Below are 19,552 nucleotides of genomic sequence, written 5' to 3'. Positions count from 1 at the left end.
GGCGACAAAAAATGCCCGCCAGAGGCAATCCCCAAAAAAACCGTGAGGCCAAAACCGTGATCCAGACCCTGACCCACCTCCCCCATCCCCATGAAGATGGGCCGACACTCGCCAGCCACTTCACCGACCTGGCGCCGCCCCTCAACGCCCGTCAGGCGCAACTGGAAGCCTCGCGCTGCCTGTATTGCTACGACGCGCCTTGCGTGAATGCGTGCCCCAGCGAAATCGACATCCCGTCGTTCATCCGCAATATCCACACCGAGAACGTGCAAGGTGCCGCGCAGAAAATCCTCTCGGCCAACATCCTCGGCGGCAGCTGCGCCCGCGTGTGCCCCACCGAGATTCTGTGCCAGCAAGCCTGCGTGCGTAATAACGCCGAAGAATGCGCGCCGGTGCTGATCGGCCTGTTGCAGCGCTACGCCATCGACAACGCGCACTTTCGCGAACACCCGTTCCAGCGCGCTGCACCGACCGGCAAACGCATCGCCGTGGTCGGCGCCGGGCCTGCGGGCCTGGCCTGCGCACACCGCGCGGCCCTGCATGGCCATGACGTGGTGATTTTCGAAGCACAAGCAAAAGCCGGCGGCCTGAACGAATACGGGATCGCCAAGTACAAGCTGGTGGATGATTTTGCCCAAAAGGAGCTGGATTTCCTGTTGCAGATCGGCGGCATCGAGATCCGTCACGGCCAGCGCCTGGGTGGCAACCTGACGTTGAGCGAACTGCACCAGCAATTCGATTCGGTATTTTTGGGCCTGGGCCTTGCCGCCAGCAAACAGCTGGGCTTGCCCCATGAAGATGCGCCCGGCCTGCTCGCCGCCACCGACTACATCCGCGAACTGCGCCAGGCCGATGACCTCAGCCAACTGCCCTTGGCCGACCGCTGCATCGTGCTCGGCGCCGGCAACACCGCCATCGACATGGCCGTGCAAATGGCCCGCCTGGGCGCCCGCGATGTCAACCTGGTGTACCGCCGCGGACTGGCCGATATGGGCGCCACTCACCATGAACAGGAGATCGCCAAGGCCAATCAGGTACGGCTGCTGACCTGGGCTCAACCGGATGAAGTGTTGCTGGATGATCAAGGCCGTGTGCGCGGCATGCGTTTTTTGCGCACGCACATGCAAAACGGTCGCCTGCTCCCCACTGGCGAGACCTTTGAACTGGCCTGCGACGCGATCTTCAAAGCCATCGGCCAGGGTTTTGACAGCGAGGCACTGCACGACCCGTTGGCTCAGCAACTGCACCGCGTGGGCGAGCGCATCTTCGTCGACGAACAGCTGCAAACCAGCATCCCGGGTATCTATGCCGGCGGCGATTGCGTCAGCCTCGGCCAGGACCTCACCGTGCAGGCGGTGCAACACGGCAAGCTGGCCGCCGAAGCCATGCACGCCCAACTCATGCTGAACGTGGAGGCTGCGTAATGGCCGATCTCTCGATTGTATTTGCCGGTATCAAAGCCCCCAACCCGTTCTGGCTGGCCTCCGCGCCGCCCACCGACAAGGCCTACAACGTGGTCCGCGCCTTCGAAGCCGGCTGGGGCGGCGTGGTGTGGAAAACCCTCGGTGAAGACCCGGCGGCGGTCAACGTCTCGTCACGTTATTCAGCGCACTACGGTGCCAACCGTGAAGTACTGGGTATCAACAATATCGAGCTGATCACCGACCGTTCCCTGGAGATTAATCTCCAAGAAATCACCCAGGTGAAAAAGGATTGGCCCGACCGCGCCCTGATCGTCTCGCTGATGGTGCCGTGCGTTGAAGAATCCTGGAAAAACATCCTGCCATTGGTGGAGGCCACCGGTTGCGATGGCATCGAGCTGAACTTCGGCTGCCCCCACGGCATGCCCGAGCGCGGCATGGGCGCAGCGGTCGGCCAGGTGCCGGAATACGTGGAACAGGTGACGCGCTGGTGCAAGACCTACTGCTCGTTGCCGGTGATCGTCAAGCTCACGCCGAACATCACCGATATACGCGTGGCGGCACGCGCGGCGTATCGCGGCGGCGCGGACGCGGTGTCGTTGATCAACACCATCAACTCCATCACCAGTGTGGACCTGGAGCGCATGGTCGCCCTGCCGGTGGTCGGCACGCAAAGCACCCATGGCGGTTATTGCGGCTCGGCGGTCAAGCCGATTGCGTTGAACATGGTCGCCGAAATCGCCCGCGACCCGCAGACCCAAGGGCTGCCGATCTGCGGCATCGGCGGCATCGGCAATTGGCGTGATGCGGCGGAGTTTGTCGCTCTGGGCTGTGGCGCGGTGCAGGTGTGTACGGCGGCGATGCTGCATGGGTTTCGGATAGTGGAAGAGATGAAGGACGGGCTGTCGCGGTGGATGGACAGCCAGGGCTACGCCAGCCTGCAGGAATTTTCCGGGAGGGCGGTGGGCAATACCACGGACTGGAAGTACCTGGATATCAACTATCAGGTGATTGCCAAGATCGATCAGGAGGCGTGTATCGGCTGTGGGCGTTGCCATATTGCCTGCGAGGACACCTCGCACCAGGCGATTGCCAGCTTGAAGCAGGCGGACGGCACGCACAAATACGAGGTGATCGATGATGAGTGCGTCGGCTGCAACTTGTGCCAGATCACCTGCCCGGTGGCCGATTGCATCGAGATGGTGCCAATAGAAACGGGCAAGCCGTTTTTGAACTGGACGCAGGATCCGCGCAACCCTTACCGCGAAGCTGTGTAAGTTACCTTTTTGTGGCGAGGGAGCTTGCTCCCGCTGGAGTGCGAAGCGCTCCCAAATCAGCAACTGAGCTGTATCTGAATAATCTCGGTTGACTGTATTGGGGCTGCTGCGCAGCCCAACGGGAGCAAGCTCCCTCGCCACAAAGCCCGATAAGCCTTCTACGGCTCCAAGCCTATCCCACGCAAAATCACACTGGTCACCGTCTGGATCGCCTTCTCGAACTGCCTGTCCGACAACGGCTGGTGATCATTCAAGATCTTCACCTGGTGATCAAAATCCGCATAGTGCTGGGTCGAGGCCCAAATCATATACAGCAGGCTTGAAGGCTCCACTGGCAGGATGCGTTTGTCTTCTACCCATTGACGAATTTTCGCCTCCTTCATCTTGGCCCAGTCATACAGGCTTTCGTCCAGCGCCTCACCGAGGGTCGGCGCGCCGTGAATGATTTCATTCGCCCAGACTTTCGAACCATACGGCCGCGTGCGCGAGCGCTGCATCTTGGCGCGGATATAACTGCTGAGCACCACCCGTGGGTCATCGAAGGTTTCAAAGCTCAGGGCGTCCTGTTTCCACAGGTCCAGCAGGTCGAACAGCACCGCGCTGTACAGCTCACTTTTGGTGCTGAAGTAGTAATGCAGGTTGGAGCGCGGCAGTTGCACTTCTTCGGCAATATCGGCCATGGCGGTGCTGCCATAGCCCTTCTCGGCGAAGACTTTCTCCGCCGCCAGCAGGATTTTCTCGACGTTGCTGCGCCGGATACCGATCTTGTGATTGCCCATGGATGGTGGAGCCCCAGTCACTTTTAAATACAATTCATTTTCAACCATCACATCATGAACCGCTTCATTAGGCTACACGCCGTTGATCGCCAGATCAGCGCCATCGCCGCAAACCCCGCAGTATTGAAGGCGTCAGCCTGCGTGATCGGGCTATGATCGGCGCATCTGAACCGGACACCCCGACCTATGGCCGTTGACCTGCACGCCCTCTACCCGAAATTGATCCACCTGATGCTGGACACGGTCTTCGTGGTCGACAGTGACAACCTGATCGTGTTTGTCAGCGATGCCTGCGAAGCCCTGCTCGGTTACCGCGCCGACGAACTGACCGGCACACCCATCACCGACTACATGCACCCCGAAGACCTGGCGCGCACCCGGGCCTCGATTGTGCGGGTGATGAATGGCCGGCCCCACGTGGATTTTCGCAACCGTTATCTGCGCAAGGATGGCGGTGTCGTACACATCCTGTGGGCGGCGTTCTGGTCCGAAGAAGTCGGTGCGCGCATCGGCGTGGCGCGCGACGTGACGGCGCTCACCCACGCCGAGGAGGAACTGCGCTTCCTCGCCCACCATGACCCGCTGACAGCCCTCACCAACCGCTCGTTGTTCAACGAAGGCCTGGCGTCGGCGCTGCACGCAGCACGGCGTGATAACACCCGGCTGGCGTTGCTGTTTCTGGACATCAATGACTTCAAGGGCATCAACGATGTGCATGGCCACGCCGTGGGCGATCGCGTGCTCTGCGTGATTGCACGGCGGCTGGAACGTTGCGTGCGGGAAAGCGACCTGGTGGCGCGCATGGGCGGGGATGAATTCACGGTGTTGCTGACCGATGTGCAGTCACACGAAACGGTTAGCGCCAAAGTCGCGCAGATTCTCGCGGTCATGGCCGAGCCGCTGGGCGCTGAGTTTGGCCCGGTCAAGATGCCGTCGTGCAGTGTGGGCGTGGCGTTTTACCCGGCCGACGGTGCAGACGCCGATACCCTGCTCAGCCACGCAGACAGCGATATGTACCGGATAAAAAGGCTGCGGTTGGCTGCCGAGTGATGAAACTTCCTACGCGAACCTTTCCCGCCAAAAACGGATTGGTTAGGATCGCGGTCCACTTGAAGGATCATTGCAATGACTATTCGACCTCGCGTGGCCGCCGACGACCCGGTGCTGGGAGCACTGTGGGAGCGCTCGGTGCGAGCCACCCATGACTTCCTCGCCGAGGATGACATTCAGCGTTTGCTGCCGCTGGTGCGCGACGCCTACCTGCCGATGCCGGCCCTCGACGTGTGGGTGTATGAAGACCACCACGGTATCGCCGGGTTTATCGGCACTGGCGGGCATAACGTTGAAATGCTGTTTATCGACCCCGAGCGCCGTGGCCAGGGCGTCGGCCGCCAGTTGCTCGACCACGCCCGCGCCCGTCATGACACGCTGACAGTGGACGTCAACGAACAAAACCCGCAGGCCGTGGGGTTCTATCTGCATTATGGTTTTATCCAGGTCGCGCGCTCGCCGCTGGATGGCGAAGGCAAACCCTTTCCCTTGTTGCACATGGCATTACCGACTCCCTCACCTAAAGGTACTGAACAATGTTGATCAAGAAAGCCCTTACCACCGTCACCCTGCTCGCTTCCCTGCTGGGCGCTTCGGCGGCATTTGCCCATGCCCACCTCAAAAGTTCGACACCGGCGGCAGACAGCACGGTTGCTGCGCCCGTCGATCTGCGCCTGACCTTCAGCGAAGGCGTCGAGGCCACCTTCACCAAAGTGTCTCTGAGCAAAGACGGCACCGAACTCGCGATCAAAGGCCTGGAAACCCCGGACGCCGACAAGAAAACCCTGGTGGTCACACCCGCCGCGCCGCTGGCCGCCGGCAACTACAAAGTGGTGTGGAACGCCGTCTCGGTCGACACCCACAAGAGCAACGGTGAATACAGCTTCAAGGTCGGCCAATAACCCATGGCAACCCTGCTGGTGCAGTGCCGCTTCGTGCATTTCATCGTCGTGCTGTTGATGTTCGGGGCCTGTGCCTTCAGGCCCTGGCTGCTGGGCAACGAAGTGCAGCCGGCACTCGACCGGCAACTGCTGCGTATCACCCGCGCCCTGGCCTGGCTGGGGTTGTTCTCCGGCGTGGCCTGGCTGCTGTTGATCACCGCCAGCATGGCGGGCAGTTGGGACGCGGCGCTGCAACCGGCTACCGTGCAGTTGGTGCTGGGCAAAACCTTTTTCGGCCAGGTGTGGGTCTGGCATCTGTTGCTGAACCTGCTGTTGGTGGTGGTGTTGCTCAAACCCTGGCCGGCCTTGCGCCTGCCGTTGAGCGCATTGCTGCTGGCGACGCTGGCACCGGTCGGCCACGGCGCCATGCTCAATGGGCTGAGCGGGCAATTGCTGATCCTCAATCAAGTGGTGCACCTGGTGTGCGTCGGCGCCTGGCTGGGTGGGTTGTTGCTGCTGGTGCTGATCCTGCGGCTGTCACCAAAACCTGCGCTGGAGCCGATCCTCATGCGCTTCAGCGGCGTGGGTTATGGCCTGGTTGCCGGTTTGCTGGTAACGGGTTTGATCAATGTTCGCGTGCTGACCGGGCAGCTGTGGCCCACGCCGCTGTTTAACGGGTTTGCGCTGATTCTGTTGATCAAGGTGCTGCTGGTGCTGGGTATGTTGGCGCTGGCGCTGTTGAACCGGTTGCGTATCGAGCGCTGTGAGGAGCGAGTGGGCAGTTTGAAGGCCAGTGTGATGCTCGAATGGTTGCTGGGCATTTCAGCAGTAGCCGCAGTTTCCCTGCTGGGCACCTTGCCGCCGATGGTGATGGCCGGCTGAAGATCTCGGTGGGTGCTGGCTTGCCTGCGACGCAGACGCCGCGGTCCCACAGGTACACCGCGTTGATGCCATCGCAGGCAAGCCAGCTCCCACATGGACCGTGCCCACTTTCGACCGACGCACACCTAGTCATCGTATAACTTCCGCTTGACAGACCCCGAAAACCCCGCAAATATCCCCCGCAATGTTGTACGACAACGTATAACAAATAATAAAAACAACAAAACGAAAGGGAGCTTCACTGTGCCTCAATTCGCCCGCAATTCCTCCTCGCGTCTCGGTCTTATCAGCCTCAGCAGCCTGGCACTCGCCCTGCCCCTCAGCGCCCAGGCGGAAGGCTTTATCGACGATGCCAAAGCCACGCTCAACCTGCGCAATGCCTACTTCAATCGCAATTTCACCAACCCCACGTACCCACAGGCCAAAGCCGAGGAATGGACGCAGAACTTCATTCTCGACGCCAAATCCGGCTTTACCCAAGGCACCGTGGGCTTCGGGATTGACGTACTCGGCCTGTATTCTCAGAAGCTCGATGGCGGTAAAGGCACCGGCGGCACCCAGCTGTTGCCGCTCGACAGAGATGGCCGCCCTGCCGACAATTTCGGCCGCTTGGGCGTGGCGCTGAAAACCCGGCTGTCCAAAACCGAACTGAAAGTCGGCGAATGGATGCCCGTGCTGCCGATCCTGCGCTCGGACGACGGCCGTTCCTTGCCGCAGACCTTTCGTGGCGGCCAGGTCACCTCCAATGAAATCGCCGGGCTGACGCTCTACGGCGGGCAATTTCGCGGCAATAGCCCACGCAACGATGGGAGCATGGAAGATATGTTCATGAACGGCAAAGCCGCGTTCACCTCGGACCGTTTCAACTTCGGCGGCGGCGAATACACCTTCAACGACAAACGCACCCAAGTCGGCGTTTGGTACGCCGAACTCACCGACATCTACCAGCAGCAGTACCTGAACCTGACCCACAGCCAGCCGGTCGGCGACTGGACGTTTGGCGCCAACCTCGGGTTCTTCAATGGCAAGGAGGACGGCAGCGCGCTGGCCGGTAACCTCGACAACAAAACCTATTCCGCCCTGCTCTCGGCCAAATACAAAGGCAACGCCTTCTATGTGGGCCTGCAAAAACTCACCGGCGACAGCCTGTGGATGCGGGTCAACGGCACCAGCGGCGGCACCTTGGCCAACGACAGCTACAACGCCAGCTATGACAATGCCAAGGAAAAATCCTGGCAGATACGCCATGACTTCAACTTCGTGGTGCTCGGCATTCCGGGGCTGACCATGATGAACCGGTATATCAGCGGCAATAACGTGCACACCGGCGCCATCACCGATGGCAAGGAATGGGGCCGCGAGTCGGAGCTGGCCTACACGGTGCAGAGCGGCACACTCAAGGATCTGAATGTGCGCTGGCGCAACTCGACCATGCGTCGGGATTTCAGCAACAACGAGTTTGATGAAAATCGGATCTTTATCAGCTACCCGATCTCGTTGCTGTAACGCGACCCATGCAGGAACTGGCATTGGTGGCAGCCGGCTTGTGTGGGAGCTGGCTTGCCTGCGATAGCGGAGTATCAGCAAAAGAAATGTCAGTTGGCGGACCGCAATCGCAGGCAAGCCAGCTCCCACCTTTTGAGCGTCACCTGCCTGCAAGGGCGTTGACAATTCAGGGAGTCCAAAACGATACTTCCACCAAGTCATACGACAACCTACAACAACAATGGAATTCCCATGACCACCACCACGCCTGTCCCCTTCAATCGCCTGCTGCTCACCGGCGCCGCCGGCGGCCTGGGCAAAGTCTTGCGCGAACGCATGCGCCCTTATGCTCAGGTATTGCGCCTGTCGGACATCGCCAACATGGCCCCGGCGGCCGGTGAGTTCGAAGAAGTGCAACCCTGTGACCTGGCCGACAAACAAGCCGTGCACCACTTGGTGGAAGGCGTCGATGCCATCCTGCATTTCGGCGGTGTGTCGGTGGAGCGCTCTTTCGAAGAAGTGCTCGGCGCCAACATCAGCGGTATTTTCCATATCTACGAAGCTGCCCGTCGCCATGGCGTTAAACGCGTGATCTTCGCCAGCTCCAACCATGTGATCGGCTTTTACAAGCAAGACGAACACATCGACGCCCACTCCCCACGTCGCCCGGACAGCTACTACGGCTTATCCAAATCCTACGGCGAAGACATGGCGAGTTTCTACTTCGACCGCTACGGCATCGAGACCGTGAGCATCCGCATCGGCTCCTCGTTCCCGGAACCGCAGAACCGCCGGATGATGCACACCTGGCTGAGCTTCGATGACCTCACTCAACTGCTTGAGCGTGCGCTGTACACGCCGAATGTCGGCCACACCGTGGTCTACGGCATGTCGGATAACCTCGACACCTGGTGGGACAACCGTTACGCCGCGCACCTGGGTTTTGCCCCCAAGGACAGCTCCGAAGTATTCCGCGCCAAGGTCGAAGCCCAGCCGCCAGTCGCCGCCGATGACCCGGCCGCGGTTTACCAGGGCGGCGCGTTCTGCGCTGCGGGGCCGTTCGGTGACTGAACGCACATCAACCCAAGGGAATGAGTTGCCATGACCGCTGAATTGATCGTCGATGCCCGCAATGCCGTGGGCGAATGCCCGGTGTGGGTGCCGCAGGAAAACGCGCTGTACTGGGTGGACATCCCCAACGGCGGCCTGCAACGCTGGGACGCCGCCACCGGCCACGTCGCCGCCTGGAAAGCCCCGCAGATGCTCGCCTGTATTGCCCGCACCGACGCGGGCAATTGGCTCGCGGGCATGGAAAGCGGTTTTTTCCAACTCACCCCGCATAACGACGGCAGCCTCGACACCACGCCCCTGGCGAGCATCGAGCACCCGCGCCCGGACATGCGCCTCAACGATGGCCGCTGCGATCGCCAGGGCCGTTTCTGGGCTGGCAGCATGGTCCTGAACATGGGCCTGAATGCGGCCGAAGGCAGCCTGTACCGCTATGCGTCAGGCGCCGCGCCGCATGCGCAACTCAACGGGTTCATCACCCTCAATGGCTTGGCCTTCAGCCCGGACGGCCGCACGATGTACGCCTCGGATTCACACCCGCTGGTACAGCAGGTCTGGGCGTTCGATTACGACATCGACACCGGCACGCCGTCCAACCGCCGCGTGTTTATCGACATGCATCAATTCCTCGGGCGCCCCGATGGCGCGGCGGTCGACGCCGAGGGTTGCTACTGGATCTGCGCCAACGACGCCGGGCTGGTTCACCGTTTCACCCCGGATGGCCGCCTGGATCGCTCCCTCAGCGTGCCGGTAAAAAAACCCACCATGTGCGCCTTCGGCGGCAGCCGGCTGGACACCTTGTTCGTCACCTCGATTCGTGATGACCACAGTGAACAGTCGGTCGCCGGCGGCGTGTTTGCCCTCAACCCCGGCGTCATCGGATTGCCGGAGCCCACATTCACCCTCTAGCTGCATCGCTGTGCCTTGAATACAACAACAATAAGACAGGAGTGACACCCCATGGACTTCAAACGCACTTTGCTCGCCGCTGCATTCTTCACCCTCAGCACCGCCGTCCACGCGCTGGAAATCAAATTCGCCGACATCCACCCCGCCGGCTACCCCACTGTCGTTGCCGAAGAGAACATGGGCAAGGCCCTGACCAAAGCCAGCAACGGCGAACTGACCTTCAAATACTTCCCGGGCGGTGTGCTGGGCTCGGAAAAAGAAGTGGTCGAACAGGCCCAGGTCGGCGCGGTGCAGATGACCCGCGTCAGCCTCGGCATCGTCGGGCCGGTGGTGCCGGACGTGAACGTGTTCAACTTGCCGTTCGTGTTCCGCGACCAGGCGCACATGCGCAAAATCATCGACGGCGAAATCGGCGATGAAATCCTCGCCAAGATCACCGACTCCGAGTTCGGCCTGGTGGCCCTGGCCTGGATGGACGGGGGCACGCGCAACCTTTACACCAAAAAGCCGGTGCGCAAGATCGAAGACCTCAAGGGCATGAAAATCCGCGTCCAGGGCAACCCGATCTTCATCGAAGCCTTCAACGCGATGGGCGCCAACGGCATTGCCATGGACACCGGCGAAATCTTCAGCGCCTTGCAGACCGGCGTCATTGACGGCGCGGAGAACAACCCGCCGACCATGCTGGAGCACAACCACTTCCAGAACGCCAAGTTCTACACCCTCACCGAACACCTGATCCTGCCCGAACCCATCGTGATGTCAAAAATCACCTGGAACAAACTCACCCCCGCCCAGCAAGACCTGGTGAAAAAAGCCGCCAAGGTCGCCCAGCAAGATGAGCGCGCGCTGTGGGACGCCAAGTCCGCCAGCAGCGAAACCAAGCTTAAGGCTGCCGGCGTCGAGTTCATCACCGTCGACAAAAAACCCTTCTATGACGCTACCGCAGCGGTTCGCGCCAAGTACGGTGCGGCTTACGCCGACATCATCAAGCGCATCGACGCGGTCGAGTAATCACCCTTCCCTTTAGTCAGGCCCGGCGCGGTCGGCATCGACGCGCCCGGTTACGGTGAACGCCATGAAGAATTTAGTGCTGCGCATTAACGACCGCATTTACATGACCTGCATCTGGGTCGCCGGCCTCGCGGTGCTCGGGGTCGCGCTGATCATCCCCTGGGGCATCTTCGCCCGCTACATCCTCGGCACCGGCGCGAGCTGGCCGGAGCCCACCGCCATCCTGCTGATGCTGGTGTTCACGTTTGTCGGCGCGGCGGCCAGTTACCGTGCCGGCGCGCATATGTCGGTGGCCGTGGTCACCGACCGCCTGCCACCGCGCCAACGGCAAATCGTCGGCGTTATCACGCAACTGCTGATGGCCACCATCTGCCTGTTCATGACCGTCTGGGGCACCAAGCTGTGCCTGTCCACCTGGAACCAGTTTATGAGTGCGATCCCCACCCTGCGTGTGGGCATCACCTATATGCCGATCCCGATTGGCGGGCTGCTGACGCTGGTGTTCGTGCTGGAAAAACTCTTGCTCGGTAACCAGAGCCAGCGCCGCGTGGTGCGCTTCGATCTGGTTGAAGAAAACGAAGGGGCTGCCTGATGGACGCATTGATGCTGCTGGGCAGTTTTATCGCCTTGATCCTGATCGGCATGCCGGTGGCCTACGCCCTCGGGTTGTCGGCGCTGATCGGCGCGTGGTGGATCGACATCCCGTTCCAGGCCTTGATGATTCAGGTTGCGGGCGGGGTGAACAAGTTTTCGCTGATGGCGATTCCGTTCTTTGTGCTGGCCGGGGCGATCATGGCCGAGGGCGGCATGTCGCGCCGCCTGGTGGCATTTGCCGGGGTGCTGGTGGGGTTTGTGCGCGGAGGCCTGTCGTTGGTGAACATCGTGGCGTCGACGTTTTTTGGCGCGATTTCCGGTTCGTCGGTGGCCGATACCGCCTCGGTCGGTTCAGTGTTGATCCCGGAAATGGAGCGCCGTGGCTACCCGCGTGAGTTTTCCACCGCCGTCACCGTCAGTGGCTCGGTGCAAGCCTTGCTGACGCCGCCCAGCCATAACTCGGTGCTCTACTCGCTGGCGGCCGGCGGCACGGTCTCGATTGCCTCGTTGTTCATGGCCGGCGTGGTGCCTGGGCTGCTGATGAGCGCATGCCTGATGGTGCTGTGCCTGATCTTCGCGAAAAAGCGCAATTACCCCAAGGGCGAGGTCATCCCGCTGAAACAGGCGCTGAAAATCTGTGCCGATGCACTCTGGGGCTTGATGGCCATGGTGATCATTCTGGGTGGCATCCTCTCGGGTATTTTCACCGCCACCGAGTCGGCCGCGATTGCCGTACTCTGGGCATTTTTCGTGACCATGTTCATCTACCGCGACTACAAATGGCGCGAGTTGCCCAAGCTGATGCACCGCACGGTGCGCACCATTTCCATTGTGATGATCCTGATCGCCTTCGCGGCCAGTTTCGGCTACATCATGACCCTGATGCAGATCCCGGCGAAGATCACCACGCTGTTCCTGACCCTGTCGGACAACCGCTATGTGATCCTGATGTGCATCAACGTGATGCTACTGATGCTCGGCACGGTGATGGACATGGCGCCGCTGATTCTGATCCTCACGCCGATTTTGCTGCCGGTGGTGCTCGGTATCGGCGTCGACCCGGTGCATTTCGGCATGATCATGCTGGTGAACCTCGGCATCGGCCTGATCACCCCGCCAGTGGGCGCGGTGCTGTTTGTGGGTGCGGCGGTGGGCAAGGTCAGTATTGAGAAAACCGTGGCGGCGCTGCTGCCGTTTTATGCGGTACTGTTCCTGATATTGATGGCAGTGACTTACATTCCCGCGTTGTCCCTCTGGCTTCCCGGGCTGGTGCTCTGATGATTGAACTGGAAGACAGCCTGACCCATCTCACCCTCGCCCCGGCCGTGGGTGGCAGCCTCGTCAACTGGACGGTGCGCGCCACCGGGCAGCCGCTGTTGCGCCATAGCGATGAAGCTGCGCTGAACACCGGGCTGCCGGGCAAGCTGGCGTGTTACCCGCTGGCGCCGTGGTCCAATCGAGTGGCCCAAGGCGGTTTCGATAACCCTGGCGGCTGGCTGGCACTCACGCCCAACAGCCCGCTCGACCCGCTGCCGATTCACGGTTCGGCCTGGCAACAGGCGTGGCAGGTGGTGCGCCAGACGGCGGCTGAAGTGGTGCTGGCGGTGGTGTGTGAGACGCCGTTTGCCTATCGCGCCGAGCAGCGGTTTCGCTTGCATGGCGGCGAGCTGAGTATCCAGTTGCGCGTAACGCATCTGGCCGAAAAAGCCGCGTGGCATGGCTTGGGATTGCATCCGTATTTGCCACGAAGGCCCGGCACGCGGTTGCAGGCCAAGGCGTCGCAGGTGTGGATGAGTGATGCGTCCAAGCTGCCGACCGGGTTGGCGCCGGTGCCTACCGAATGGGACTTCACTCAGCTCAAGGGTCTGCCGCAAGGCCTGGTGGACAATGGGTTTGGCCAGTGGGACGGGCATTGCCGCATCGAACAGCCTGAGCTGGGTTATGCCCTGGAATGCCAGGCCATCGGCGCCGATTACTACCTGCTGTTCTGCCCGCCGGGGTTGGGGTTCTTTTGCATCGAGCCGGTGAGCCATCCGGTGAATGCGCATCACCTGCCGGGCAGGCCTGGCCTGAAGCTGCTGGAAAACGGCCAGTCAACTCACCTCAATTTCACCCTGAAATACCAACCTTTATAACCCCAAAAAACCCTGTGGGAGCCGGGCTCGCCCGCGATGACGGTGTGTCAGCCTGCACACCTGGACCTGACAAACCGCTATCGCAGGCAAGCCAGCTCCCACATTTTTGATCAGCATGGTGTCAAGGCGGGCTGTTTTTCAGGCGGCCCGCCGTGTCGATACTCACCACCACCGACAACCCCGGCCGCAGGCGCTCGCTCTCGGCCTGATCCGGGTCCACCGTAATCCGCACCGGCACCCGCTGGGCGATCTTCACAAAGTTGCCGGTGGCGTTATCCGCCTGCAACAGGCTGAACTCCGAGCCGGTCGCCGGGGAAATATGCTGCACCGTACCGTGAAACTTGCGGTGGTTGAGCGCGTCCACAGTGAACGTCACCGGCTGGCCGACCTGCACATTGTCCATCTGGGTTTCTTTCATGTTGGCGATCACCCACAACTGTGGCGGCACCAGCGCCATCAACTGCGCGCCGGAGTTGACGTAGGCGCCCAGGCGCACGCCGATCTGCCCCAACTGGCCGTCACGCGGCGCAATGATGCGGGTGTTGGACAGGTCGATACGCGCCAACTCCACGGCCGCATCGGCACTGGCCACTGCCGCTTCCAGGGAGCCTCGATTGACGATCACGGTTTGCAGGTCCTGACGGGCGATTTCCAGGTTGGCCTGGGCCTGGGCCACCGCCGCGATGGTCTGCGCGTTCGCGGCGCGGGTCACGTCCAGCTCGCGCTTGGACACCGAGCCATCGCTGATCAACTCTTCATTGCGGCGCAGGTCCGCAGTGCTTTTGCGTGCCTGGGCCTGGCTGTCCACCAGCGCGGCCTGGCGCAGTTTGATGGTGGCTTCGGCGCTGTTGCGCTGCTGCACCACATTGGCCAAAGAGGCTTTCTGTACTGCCAATTGCGCCAGCGCCTGGTCAAGACGCTGCTTGTAGATGCGGTCATCCAGGCGCACCAGCAGGTCACCGGCCTTGACGTACTGGAAGTCCTGCACCGGCACTTCATACACGTAGCCGCTCAGTTGCGGGCCGATAATCGTCACCTGGCCGCGCACCAGGGCGTTCTCGGTGGTTTCCACCGCACTGCTGAACGGTGGCAATTGCCAGGCATACAGCACGATCAATACCCCGATGATGGCAATCGCGGCAAAACCCAATGACGAGATGATGCGCACCCGCAGCGAGCGCGGCTCCGTGACGGTCGAGCCCGGTGGTGGCGTGCCTTCCGGGGTGGAGGCGATGGCGTTGGTAGTAGTGGTGGTGGTTTCGGTCATGAAGTAACGCCGCTGGGTTGAACGGGAGGGGCTGCTGCTTTGGTGGTACTCATCAGCCACAGGCTGCGGGTGAAAATCCACAGCATGGTGAGGATTGCGATGATCGCGATCAGCATGAACACATCGTTGTAGGCCATCACATTCGCCTCGCGCGTGGCCGCCGTAGCCAGGCTGCGAATGCCCATGAGATTGCGCAGTTCCGGGTCGGCGATCACGCCGCCGTAGGCCGAGCCGCCGCTCTGCACCCGTGCCGCCACGCGTGGGTCCAGCAGGGTCAGGTGCTCGACGATCATGCTGGAATGGTATTTCTCACGCACGATCTGGAACGTGCCCAGCAACGCCGCGCCAATCAGGCCGCCGAGGTTTTGGCAGATGCCGAACATCACCGAGAAGCTCACCAGGTTGCGCGGGTTGGTCAGTACGTTTTTAGTGCCCAGCACCATGGTCGGCCCCAGGAAGAAGGTGCCGCCAAAGCCTAGCAGGAACTGGCTGATGTACAGGTTTTGCGGGCGGGTCAGGTTGCTGGAGAAGCTGTCCATCACGGAGCCGGTGGCCATCAACGCCAGGGAGATGATCAACGGCATCAGCAGGTGCGCCGGGTTGATCGTCAGCGCGCTGACCACCAGCCCGGCAATCGCCCCGGCCAGCATCACCACGTAGAGGGTGTGCATCTGCTGGTAGCTCATGTTCAACATCTGCATAAAGCCCACCGCGCCGGTGGACTGCTCAGACAGCACCATGCGAATCAGCACCACCGCCAGCGCCAGGCGAATCATCGCCCCGCTGCCGAGCCAGCGTGTCATCAACATGGGGTTGACGCGGTTATGCTCAATGGCCAGGCCGGCCATGATCAGCACCAGCGAACAGGCTGAGGCCACGCCGATCCAGGGCGCTTCCAGCCACCAGTCGATACGCCCCAACGACAGCACCGCACAGAGCAACGCCACGCCGCTGGCAAGGATGGCAAAGGTGAGGAAGTCGAGTTTTTCAAAGGTTTTAAAACGGTCGCCGGGCGGCAGTTTGAGCATGAACACGCAGCCCAGGCAGATCAACGCCATGCCCAGCTCGAACAGGTACAACCCGCGCCATTCGGCAATTTGCAGCAAGTCTTCGGAGAACAATCGCGCCAACGGCAGCGCCAACTGCGCAGTGCCCAAGCCCAGCACCAGGGCTTTAAGCCGCCACTTGGCCGGGAACGCCTGGATCATGTAGTACAAGCCCAACGAACTCAGCGCCGCACCGACCATGCCGTGCGCCGCCCGTACTGCAATCGCCGAACTGAGGTCGTTGACGAATAAATGGCCGAACGTCACCAGCGCATACAGCACCAGAAACACCTCGGTGAACGCGCGCAGGCCGAACTGTTGGCGAAACTTGACCAGCAGCAGGTTCATGCACACGTTGGTCATGACATAAGCAGCCGGCAGCCAGGCCATTTCTGCGGTGGTGGCGCCCAGTGCGCCTTGCAGATATTGCAGGTTGGCGATCACCAGCGCGTTGCCGAGCCCGCCGGTAATTGCCACTAGGATCCCGACCAACGCAAACAGCCAGCGCTTGTGCGTAGGGTGCAACGGCGTCGACGGCGAGCCCGGCAAGCTCGGCCGCTCGTGGGGTTGCCAGGTGTGGGGGGTGTATTTATCCATCGCATGACCTTGATGACCCGACGTGCAAGGTCGGTAAATCCGTTACTCAGGGACCAGTAAACCTGAGAGGCGTTCATCTTGCCATGTCTGGTGCGGGCACGGTCAAAACTGTGGGAGCTGGGTTGTCTGCGATGGCGGTCTTTTGGTGTACATATCCATTTCTGCGGTAACGGCTACCTATGGTTCCGCTCTTACAGCGGGTCACTTTTGCAAGGACGCAAAAGTAACCAAAAGGTCCTCGCCCCACCACTCGGCCCCTCGCTTAGGCTCGGTGTGCCCTCACTCCGGCTTGAATCCGTGGGCCGCCGCGATGGGCCATCCTTGGCCCAGCGCGGCTAACCCGGCGTCCTGCCGGGTTACCCACGGATTCAAGCCTGCGTTCGGCCATCGTGGTTAACGGGGCGCCTCAGATCAAGATCTACAGCACGGCGGCCTGAAAGCCGACCTGAGTGGTTGAAGCAAGAGCCAGATCAAGTGCGAAGCAAAAGCCTATCTGAATACACTGAAGAGTTGCTTTTCTGTGGGAGCTGGCTTGCCTGCGATGCAAACACCTCGGTACATCAGGTACACCGAGTTGATGCCATCGCAGGCAAGCCAGCTCCCACATTAGACCGAGTTTGGCTCTGCTGTTGCTGTTGCTGTTGCTGTTGCTCTGGCCCTTACATCCTTTTCGCTGGCGAAGTCAGCGGTCTTTTGATCTGCGCTTTTGATCTTGATCTGAAATCGCCCCGTCAAACACGATGGCCGGAATCTGACAGTGATTTGGGGGGTAAACCGGCAGGGATGCCGGTTTAGCCGCGCTGGGCCAAGGATGGCCCATCGCGGCGGCCCCCCAAATCACTGGCGGATTGCGGGCATGCCGAGCCACAGCGAGGCACCGAGTGTTGGGGCGAGGACCTTTTGGTTACTTTTGCGTCCTTGCAAAAGTGACCCGCCGTAAGGGCGGAACCCTAAGCCGCCGTTACCGCAGCAACGGATATGTACACCACCAAACGACCGCCATCGCAGCCAAGCCAGCTCCCACAGTTGGACGGTGTGTTGCACATCAGGATCAGAGCGCAGCCTTGACCAGCATGCCAGCGGCCACCACCACACACAGGCTGGCAAACCCCACCTGCAACGCCCGCGCCGGGATCACCGAACACAAACGCCGACCGGCCAACATACCGACAATACTCGCACCAATAAACACCCAGCCCATGGGCTCAATACTCACACCGGCCTGCATCGACCCAGCCACGCCGATCAGCGAAATCAGGCTGATCACCATGAGCGAGGTGGCGACAATCCCGCGCATCTGCACATCGGTCAGTTGCTTGAACGCCGGCACGATCAGGAAGCCACCGCCCACGCCAAGCAAGCCCGACACCGCGCCAGTCACCGCACCCAACGCCGCCAATGTGGCGCTGCATTTGGCGGTCCAGGCCAGGCGCCCGGTCTGCTGGTTGAGCATGCAGTTTTTCTGGCCCCAGGACGCGGCGCCATGGTCGCTTGGCCCGGCCTCGACCTTTTCGCGTTGCAACATGCGCCACGCCACCAGCACCATCAAGGCGCTGAACAGGCCCATCAGCAGGTGCTCGGGCAACTGGTGGGCAATAAATACGCCCAGTGGCGAGAACAGCGCCCCCAGCAACGCTATCAATAACGCCGCGCGGTAGCGCACCAGGCCATGGCGCAACCCGTCAATGGCGCCGACCGCCGCCGCTGCGCCCACGGCGAGCAACGACACCGGGGCTGCCTGGGTCATGGTCAGGCCCAAGCCCAACACCAAGGCCGGCACCCCGAGGATGCCACCGCCCGCACCGGTCAGGCCCATGACCAGGCCCATCAATAAACCCAACAGACTTGCCAGCAGCATTTAATCCACCTTGCTGAGGCGGGTCAGCCACTCGCGGCCCTTGAGCATGCCGTTCCAGTAGAACCACGGCAGCAGCGTGGCCTTGAGGAACCACATCGAGCGACGTGCCTGGGTCGGGTCCAGCGGGAAGGTCGGCAGCAGCTTGCCGCCATAGCCGAATTCGGCCAGCACCACCTTGCCCTTCTCCACCGTCAACGGGCAGGAACCATAGCCGTCGTACTTGAGCGGCAGCGGCGCTTGTTTGCGCAGGGCCAGCAGGTTTTCGGCCACCACTACGATCTGCTTGCGCACGGCGGCAGCGGTCTTGGCGTTGGTGGTGCCACACACATCGCCGAGGCCGAAGATATGCGGGTAGCGCAGGTGTTGCAGGCTGTGCGGGTTCACCTCGCACCAACCGGCGGGGTCTGCCAACGGGCTCTGGCGGATAAAATCCGGGGCCACTTGCGGCGGGACCACGTGCAATAGGTCGAAGGATTTTTCTTCGACGGTGGCCTTGCCTTCGGCATCTTTGACTTCAAACCAGGCCTTGCGGGCCGGGCCATCGACCTTGACCAGGTTGGCGTTGAACGCCAGGCGGGCGTTGTATTTCTCGACGTATTTCATCAACGGCGGCACAAAGGTCGCGACGCCAAACAGCGCAGCACCGGCCAGGTTGAACTCGACGTCGATGTTTTTCAGGTTGCCCTGCTTGAGCCAGTGATCGCAGGACAGGTACATGGCTTTTTGCGGCGCGCCTGCGCATTTGATCGGCATGGCCGGCTGGGTGAAGATCGCCTTGCCACTCTTCAATTGCTGCACCAACTGCCAGGTGTAGGCCGCGTGCTCGTAGCTGTAGTTGGAGGTCACGCCGTTATGGCCAAGGGTCTGTTCCAGGCCGTCGATTTTTTCCCAGGCCAGGCGCAGGCCAGGGCACACGATCAGGTTGTTCCAGGTGACGCGCTGGCCGTTATCGAGCACCAGGGTCTGCTCGTCGGGCAACAACTCGGCAACAGCGGCCTGCACCCAGGCGACGCCATTGGGCAGTACGTCGGCCAACGGCCGTCGGGTCTTTTTCAGGTCGTAGGCGCCGCCACCGACCAGCGTCCAGGCCGGCTGATAGCAGTGGTAGTCGTTAGGCTCGATCAGGGTGATGTTCAGCTGCGGGTCGCGTTTGAGCAGGCTGGCCAGCAGGCCGATGCCTGCCGAGCCGCCGCCGATGACTACGATGTCGCCACTGATGGTCGGTCCACAGTGTTGCTCGGTCATGGTCTTTTGCCTTTTAGGGTCAATGCACACAAGGGTCGTTGCCG

General features: G+C 61.3%; 18 protein-coding genes. 13 read left to right on the top strand and 5 right to left on the bottom strand.

Translation table 11 applies throughout. The features are described from left to right. Positions 1-56 precede the first annotated feature (56 nt). Positions 57-1,424 (top strand): NAD(P)-dependent oxidoreductase, encoded by a 1,368-nt coding sequence (locus tag P5706_RS11860; RefSeq protein WP_285682706.1) that lies wholly within the window; start codon positions 57-59, stop codon positions 1,422-1,424. Further along, positions 1,424-2,698: an NAD-dependent dihydropyrimidine dehydrogenase subunit PreA gene (gene preA / locus P5706_RS11855; protein WP_285679354.1), complete on the top strand. Its 1,275-nt coding sequence runs from the start codon at positions 1,424-1,426 to the stop codon at positions 2,696-2,698. The genes P5706_RS11860 and preA overlap by 1 nt, the downstream gene beginning before the upstream one ends. A 158-nt stretch (positions 2,699-2,856) precedes the next feature. Here the strand turns inward: preA and P5706_RS11850 are convergent, their stop codons facing one another. Further along, the gene (locus P5706_RS11850; RefSeq protein WP_065931121.1) at positions 2,857-3,477 is read right to left on the bottom strand and encodes a TetR/AcrR family transcriptional regulator; all 621 of its coding nucleotides are present in this window, start codon (positions 3,475-3,477) and stop codon (positions 2,857-2,859) included. Positions 3,478-3,663: 186 nt separating this feature from the next. Here P5706_RS11850 and P5706_RS11845 point away from each other — a divergent pair, with 186 nt between their 5' ends. The 11 genes from P5706_RS11845 (at position 3,664) to P5706_RS11795 (ending at position 13,495) form a co-directional block, all read left to right on the top strand. Next, on the top strand, positions 3,664-4,527 hold the full coding sequence (locus P5706_RS11845; protein ID WP_285679353.1) for a sensor domain-containing diguanylate cyclase: 864 nt from the start codon (positions 3,664-3,666) through the stop codon (positions 4,525-4,527). A 75-nt stretch (positions 4,528-4,602) separates the two neighbouring features. After that, positions 4,603-5,070 carry a GNAT family N-acetyltransferase gene (locus P5706_RS11840; RefSeq protein ID WP_285679352.1) on the top strand — a complete coding sequence of 156 codons (468 nt, stop codon included), beginning with the start codon at positions 4,603-4,605 and terminating at the stop codon, positions 5,068-5,070. After that, the gene (gene copC / locus P5706_RS11835; protein ID WP_285679351.1) at positions 5,064-5,429 is read left to right on the top strand and encodes a copper homeostasis periplasmic binding protein CopC; all 366 of its coding nucleotides are present in this window, start codon (positions 5,064-5,066) and stop codon (positions 5,427-5,429) included. Before P5706_RS11840 ends, copC begins: the two co-directional genes overlap by 7 nt. A 3-nt stretch (positions 5,430-5,432) precedes the next feature. Beyond that, positions 5,433-6,290, top strand: coding sequence for a copper homeostasis membrane protein CopD (gene copD / locus P5706_RS11830; RefSeq protein ID WP_285679350.1), 858 nt, complete (start codon positions 5,433-5,435; stop codon positions 6,288-6,290). 243 nt (positions 6,291-6,533) lie between these two features. Then, entirely contained in the window at positions 6,534-7,796 is a 1,263-nt protein-coding gene (locus P5706_RS11825) for an OprD family porin (protein ID WP_285679349.1), read from the top strand. 231 nt (positions 7,797-8,027) lie between these two features. Continuing rightward, positions 8,028-8,846 (top strand): NAD-dependent epimerase/dehydratase family protein, encoded by an 819-nt coding sequence (locus P5706_RS11820; protein ID WP_200432476.1) that lies wholly within the window; start codon positions 8,028-8,030, stop codon positions 8,844-8,846. Between the two features lie 30 nt (positions 8,847-8,876). After that, positions 8,877-9,752, top strand: coding sequence for an SMP-30/gluconolactonase/LRE family protein (locus P5706_RS11815; RefSeq protein WP_285679348.1), 876 nt, complete (start codon positions 8,877-8,879; stop codon positions 9,750-9,752). Between the two features lie 51 nt (positions 9,753-9,803). Beyond that, positions 9,804-10,766 carry a TRAP transporter substrate-binding protein gene (locus tag P5706_RS11810; RefSeq protein ID WP_285679347.1) on the top strand — a complete coding sequence of 321 codons (963 nt, stop codon included), beginning with the start codon at positions 9,804-9,806 and terminating at the stop codon, positions 10,764-10,766. Between the two features lie 64 nt (positions 10,767-10,830). After that, positions 10,831-11,358 (top strand): TRAP transporter small permease, encoded by a 528-nt coding sequence (locus P5706_RS11805; protein WP_285679346.1) that lies wholly within the window; start codon positions 10,831-10,833, stop codon positions 11,356-11,358. Further along, positions 11,358-12,638, top strand: coding sequence for a TRAP transporter large permease (locus P5706_RS11800; RefSeq protein WP_285679345.1), 1,281 nt, complete (start codon positions 11,358-11,360; stop codon positions 12,636-12,638). The genes P5706_RS11805 and P5706_RS11800 overlap by 1 nt, the downstream gene beginning before the upstream one ends. Further along, positions 12,638-13,495: an aldose 1-epimerase gene (locus tag P5706_RS11795; protein WP_285679344.1), complete on the top strand. Its 858-nt coding sequence runs from the start codon at positions 12,638-12,640 to the stop codon at positions 13,493-13,495. Before P5706_RS11800 ends, P5706_RS11795 begins: the two co-directional genes overlap by 1 nt. A gap of 121 nt (positions 13,496-13,616) precedes the next feature. Here P5706_RS11795 and P5706_RS11790 read toward each other — a convergent pair whose 3' ends face one another. From P5706_RS11790 to P5706_RS11775, 4 genes are all read right to left on the bottom strand, one after another. Next, on the bottom strand, positions 13,617-14,762 hold the full coding sequence (locus tag P5706_RS11790; RefSeq protein WP_285679343.1) for an HlyD family secretion protein: 1,146 nt from the start codon (positions 14,760-14,762) through the stop codon (positions 13,617-13,619). Next, the gene (locus tag P5706_RS11785) at positions 14,759-16,405 is read right to left on the bottom strand and encodes an MFS transporter (protein ID WP_285679342.1); all 1,647 of its coding nucleotides are present in this window, start codon (positions 16,403-16,405) and stop codon (positions 14,759-14,761) included. Before P5706_RS11785 ends, P5706_RS11790 begins: the two co-directional genes overlap by 4 nt. A 1,051-nt stretch (positions 16,406-17,456) precedes the next feature. After that, complete coding sequence (locus P5706_RS11780) at positions 17,457-18,263, bottom strand: sulfite exporter TauE/SafE family protein (protein WP_017136251.1); 807 nt, start codon at positions 18,261-18,263, stop codon at positions 17,457-17,459. After that, on the bottom strand, positions 18,264-19,508 hold the full coding sequence (locus P5706_RS11775; protein WP_285679341.1) for an NAD(P)/FAD-dependent oxidoreductase: 1,245 nt from the start codon (positions 19,506-19,508) through the stop codon (positions 18,264-18,266). Between the last annotated feature and the right edge of the window lie 44 nt (positions 19,509-19,552).

The sequence above is a fragment of the Pseudomonas sp. ChxA genome, assembly GCF_030263855.1.
Taxonomy (GTDB): domain Bacteria; phylum Pseudomonadota; class Gammaproteobacteria; order Pseudomonadales; family Pseudomonadaceae; genus Aquipseudomonas; species Aquipseudomonas fluorescens_CB.
This window is presented reverse-complemented; position numbering and strand designations above follow the sequence as displayed.

Excerpts from the sequence above, each read along its gene's own strand:
- P5706_RS11805 (WP_285679346.1), top strand. The coding sequence starts at position 10,831 with ATGAAGAATTTAGTGCTGCGCATTAACGACCGCATTTACATGACCTGC.
- P5706_RS11800 (WP_285679345.1), top strand. The coding sequence starts at position 11,358 with ATGGACGCATTGATGCTGCTGGGCAGTTTTATCGCCTTGATCCTGATC.
- P5706_RS11810 (WP_285679347.1), top strand. The coding sequence starts at position 9,804 with ATGGACTTCAAACGCACTTTGCTCGCCGCTGCATTCTTCACCCTCAGC.
- P5706_RS11795 (WP_285679344.1), top strand. The coding sequence starts at position 12,638 with ATGATTGAACTGGAAGACAGCCTGACCCATCTCACCCTCGCCCCGGCC.
- P5706_RS11785 (WP_285679342.1), bottom strand. The coding sequence starts at position 16,405 with ATGGATAAATACACCCCCCACACCTGGCAACCCCACGAGCGGCCGAGC.
- P5706_RS11815 (WP_285679348.1), top strand. The coding sequence starts at position 8,877 with ATGACCGCTGAATTGATCGTCGATGCCCGCAATGCCGTGGGCGAATGC.
- P5706_RS11775 (WP_285679341.1), bottom strand. The coding sequence starts at position 19,508 with ATGACCGAGCAACACTGTGGACCGACCATCAGTGGCGACATCGTAGTC.
- copC (WP_285679351.1), top strand. The coding sequence starts at position 5,064 with ATGTTGATCAAGAAAGCCCTTACCACCGTCACCCTGCTCGCTTCCCTG.
- P5706_RS11820 (WP_200432476.1), top strand. The coding sequence starts at position 8,028 with ATGACCACCACCACGCCTGTCCCCTTCAATCGCCTGCTGCTCACCGGC.
- P5706_RS11790 (WP_285679343.1), bottom strand. The coding sequence starts at position 14,762 with ATGACCGAAACCACCACCACTACTACCAACGCCATCGCCTCCACCCCG.
- P5706_RS11840 (WP_285679352.1), top strand. The coding sequence starts at position 4,603 with ATGACTATTCGACCTCGCGTGGCCGCCGACGACCCGGTGCTGGGAGCA.
- copD (WP_285679350.1), top strand. The coding sequence starts at position 5,433 with ATGGCAACCCTGCTGGTGCAGTGCCGCTTCGTGCATTTCATCGTCGTG.
- P5706_RS11850 (WP_065931121.1), bottom strand. The coding sequence starts at position 3,477 with ATGGGCAATCACAAGATCGGTATCCGGCGCAGCAACGTCGAGAAAATC.
- P5706_RS11780 (WP_017136251.1), bottom strand. The coding sequence starts at position 18,263 with ATGCTGCTGGCAAGTCTGTTGGGTTTATTGATGGGCCTGGTCATGGGC.
- preA (WP_285679354.1), top strand. The coding sequence starts at position 1,424 with ATGGCCGATCTCTCGATTGTATTTGCCGGTATCAAAGCCCCCAACCCG.
- P5706_RS11845 (WP_285679353.1), top strand. The coding sequence starts at position 3,664 with ATGGCCGTTGACCTGCACGCCCTCTACCCGAAATTGATCCACCTGATG.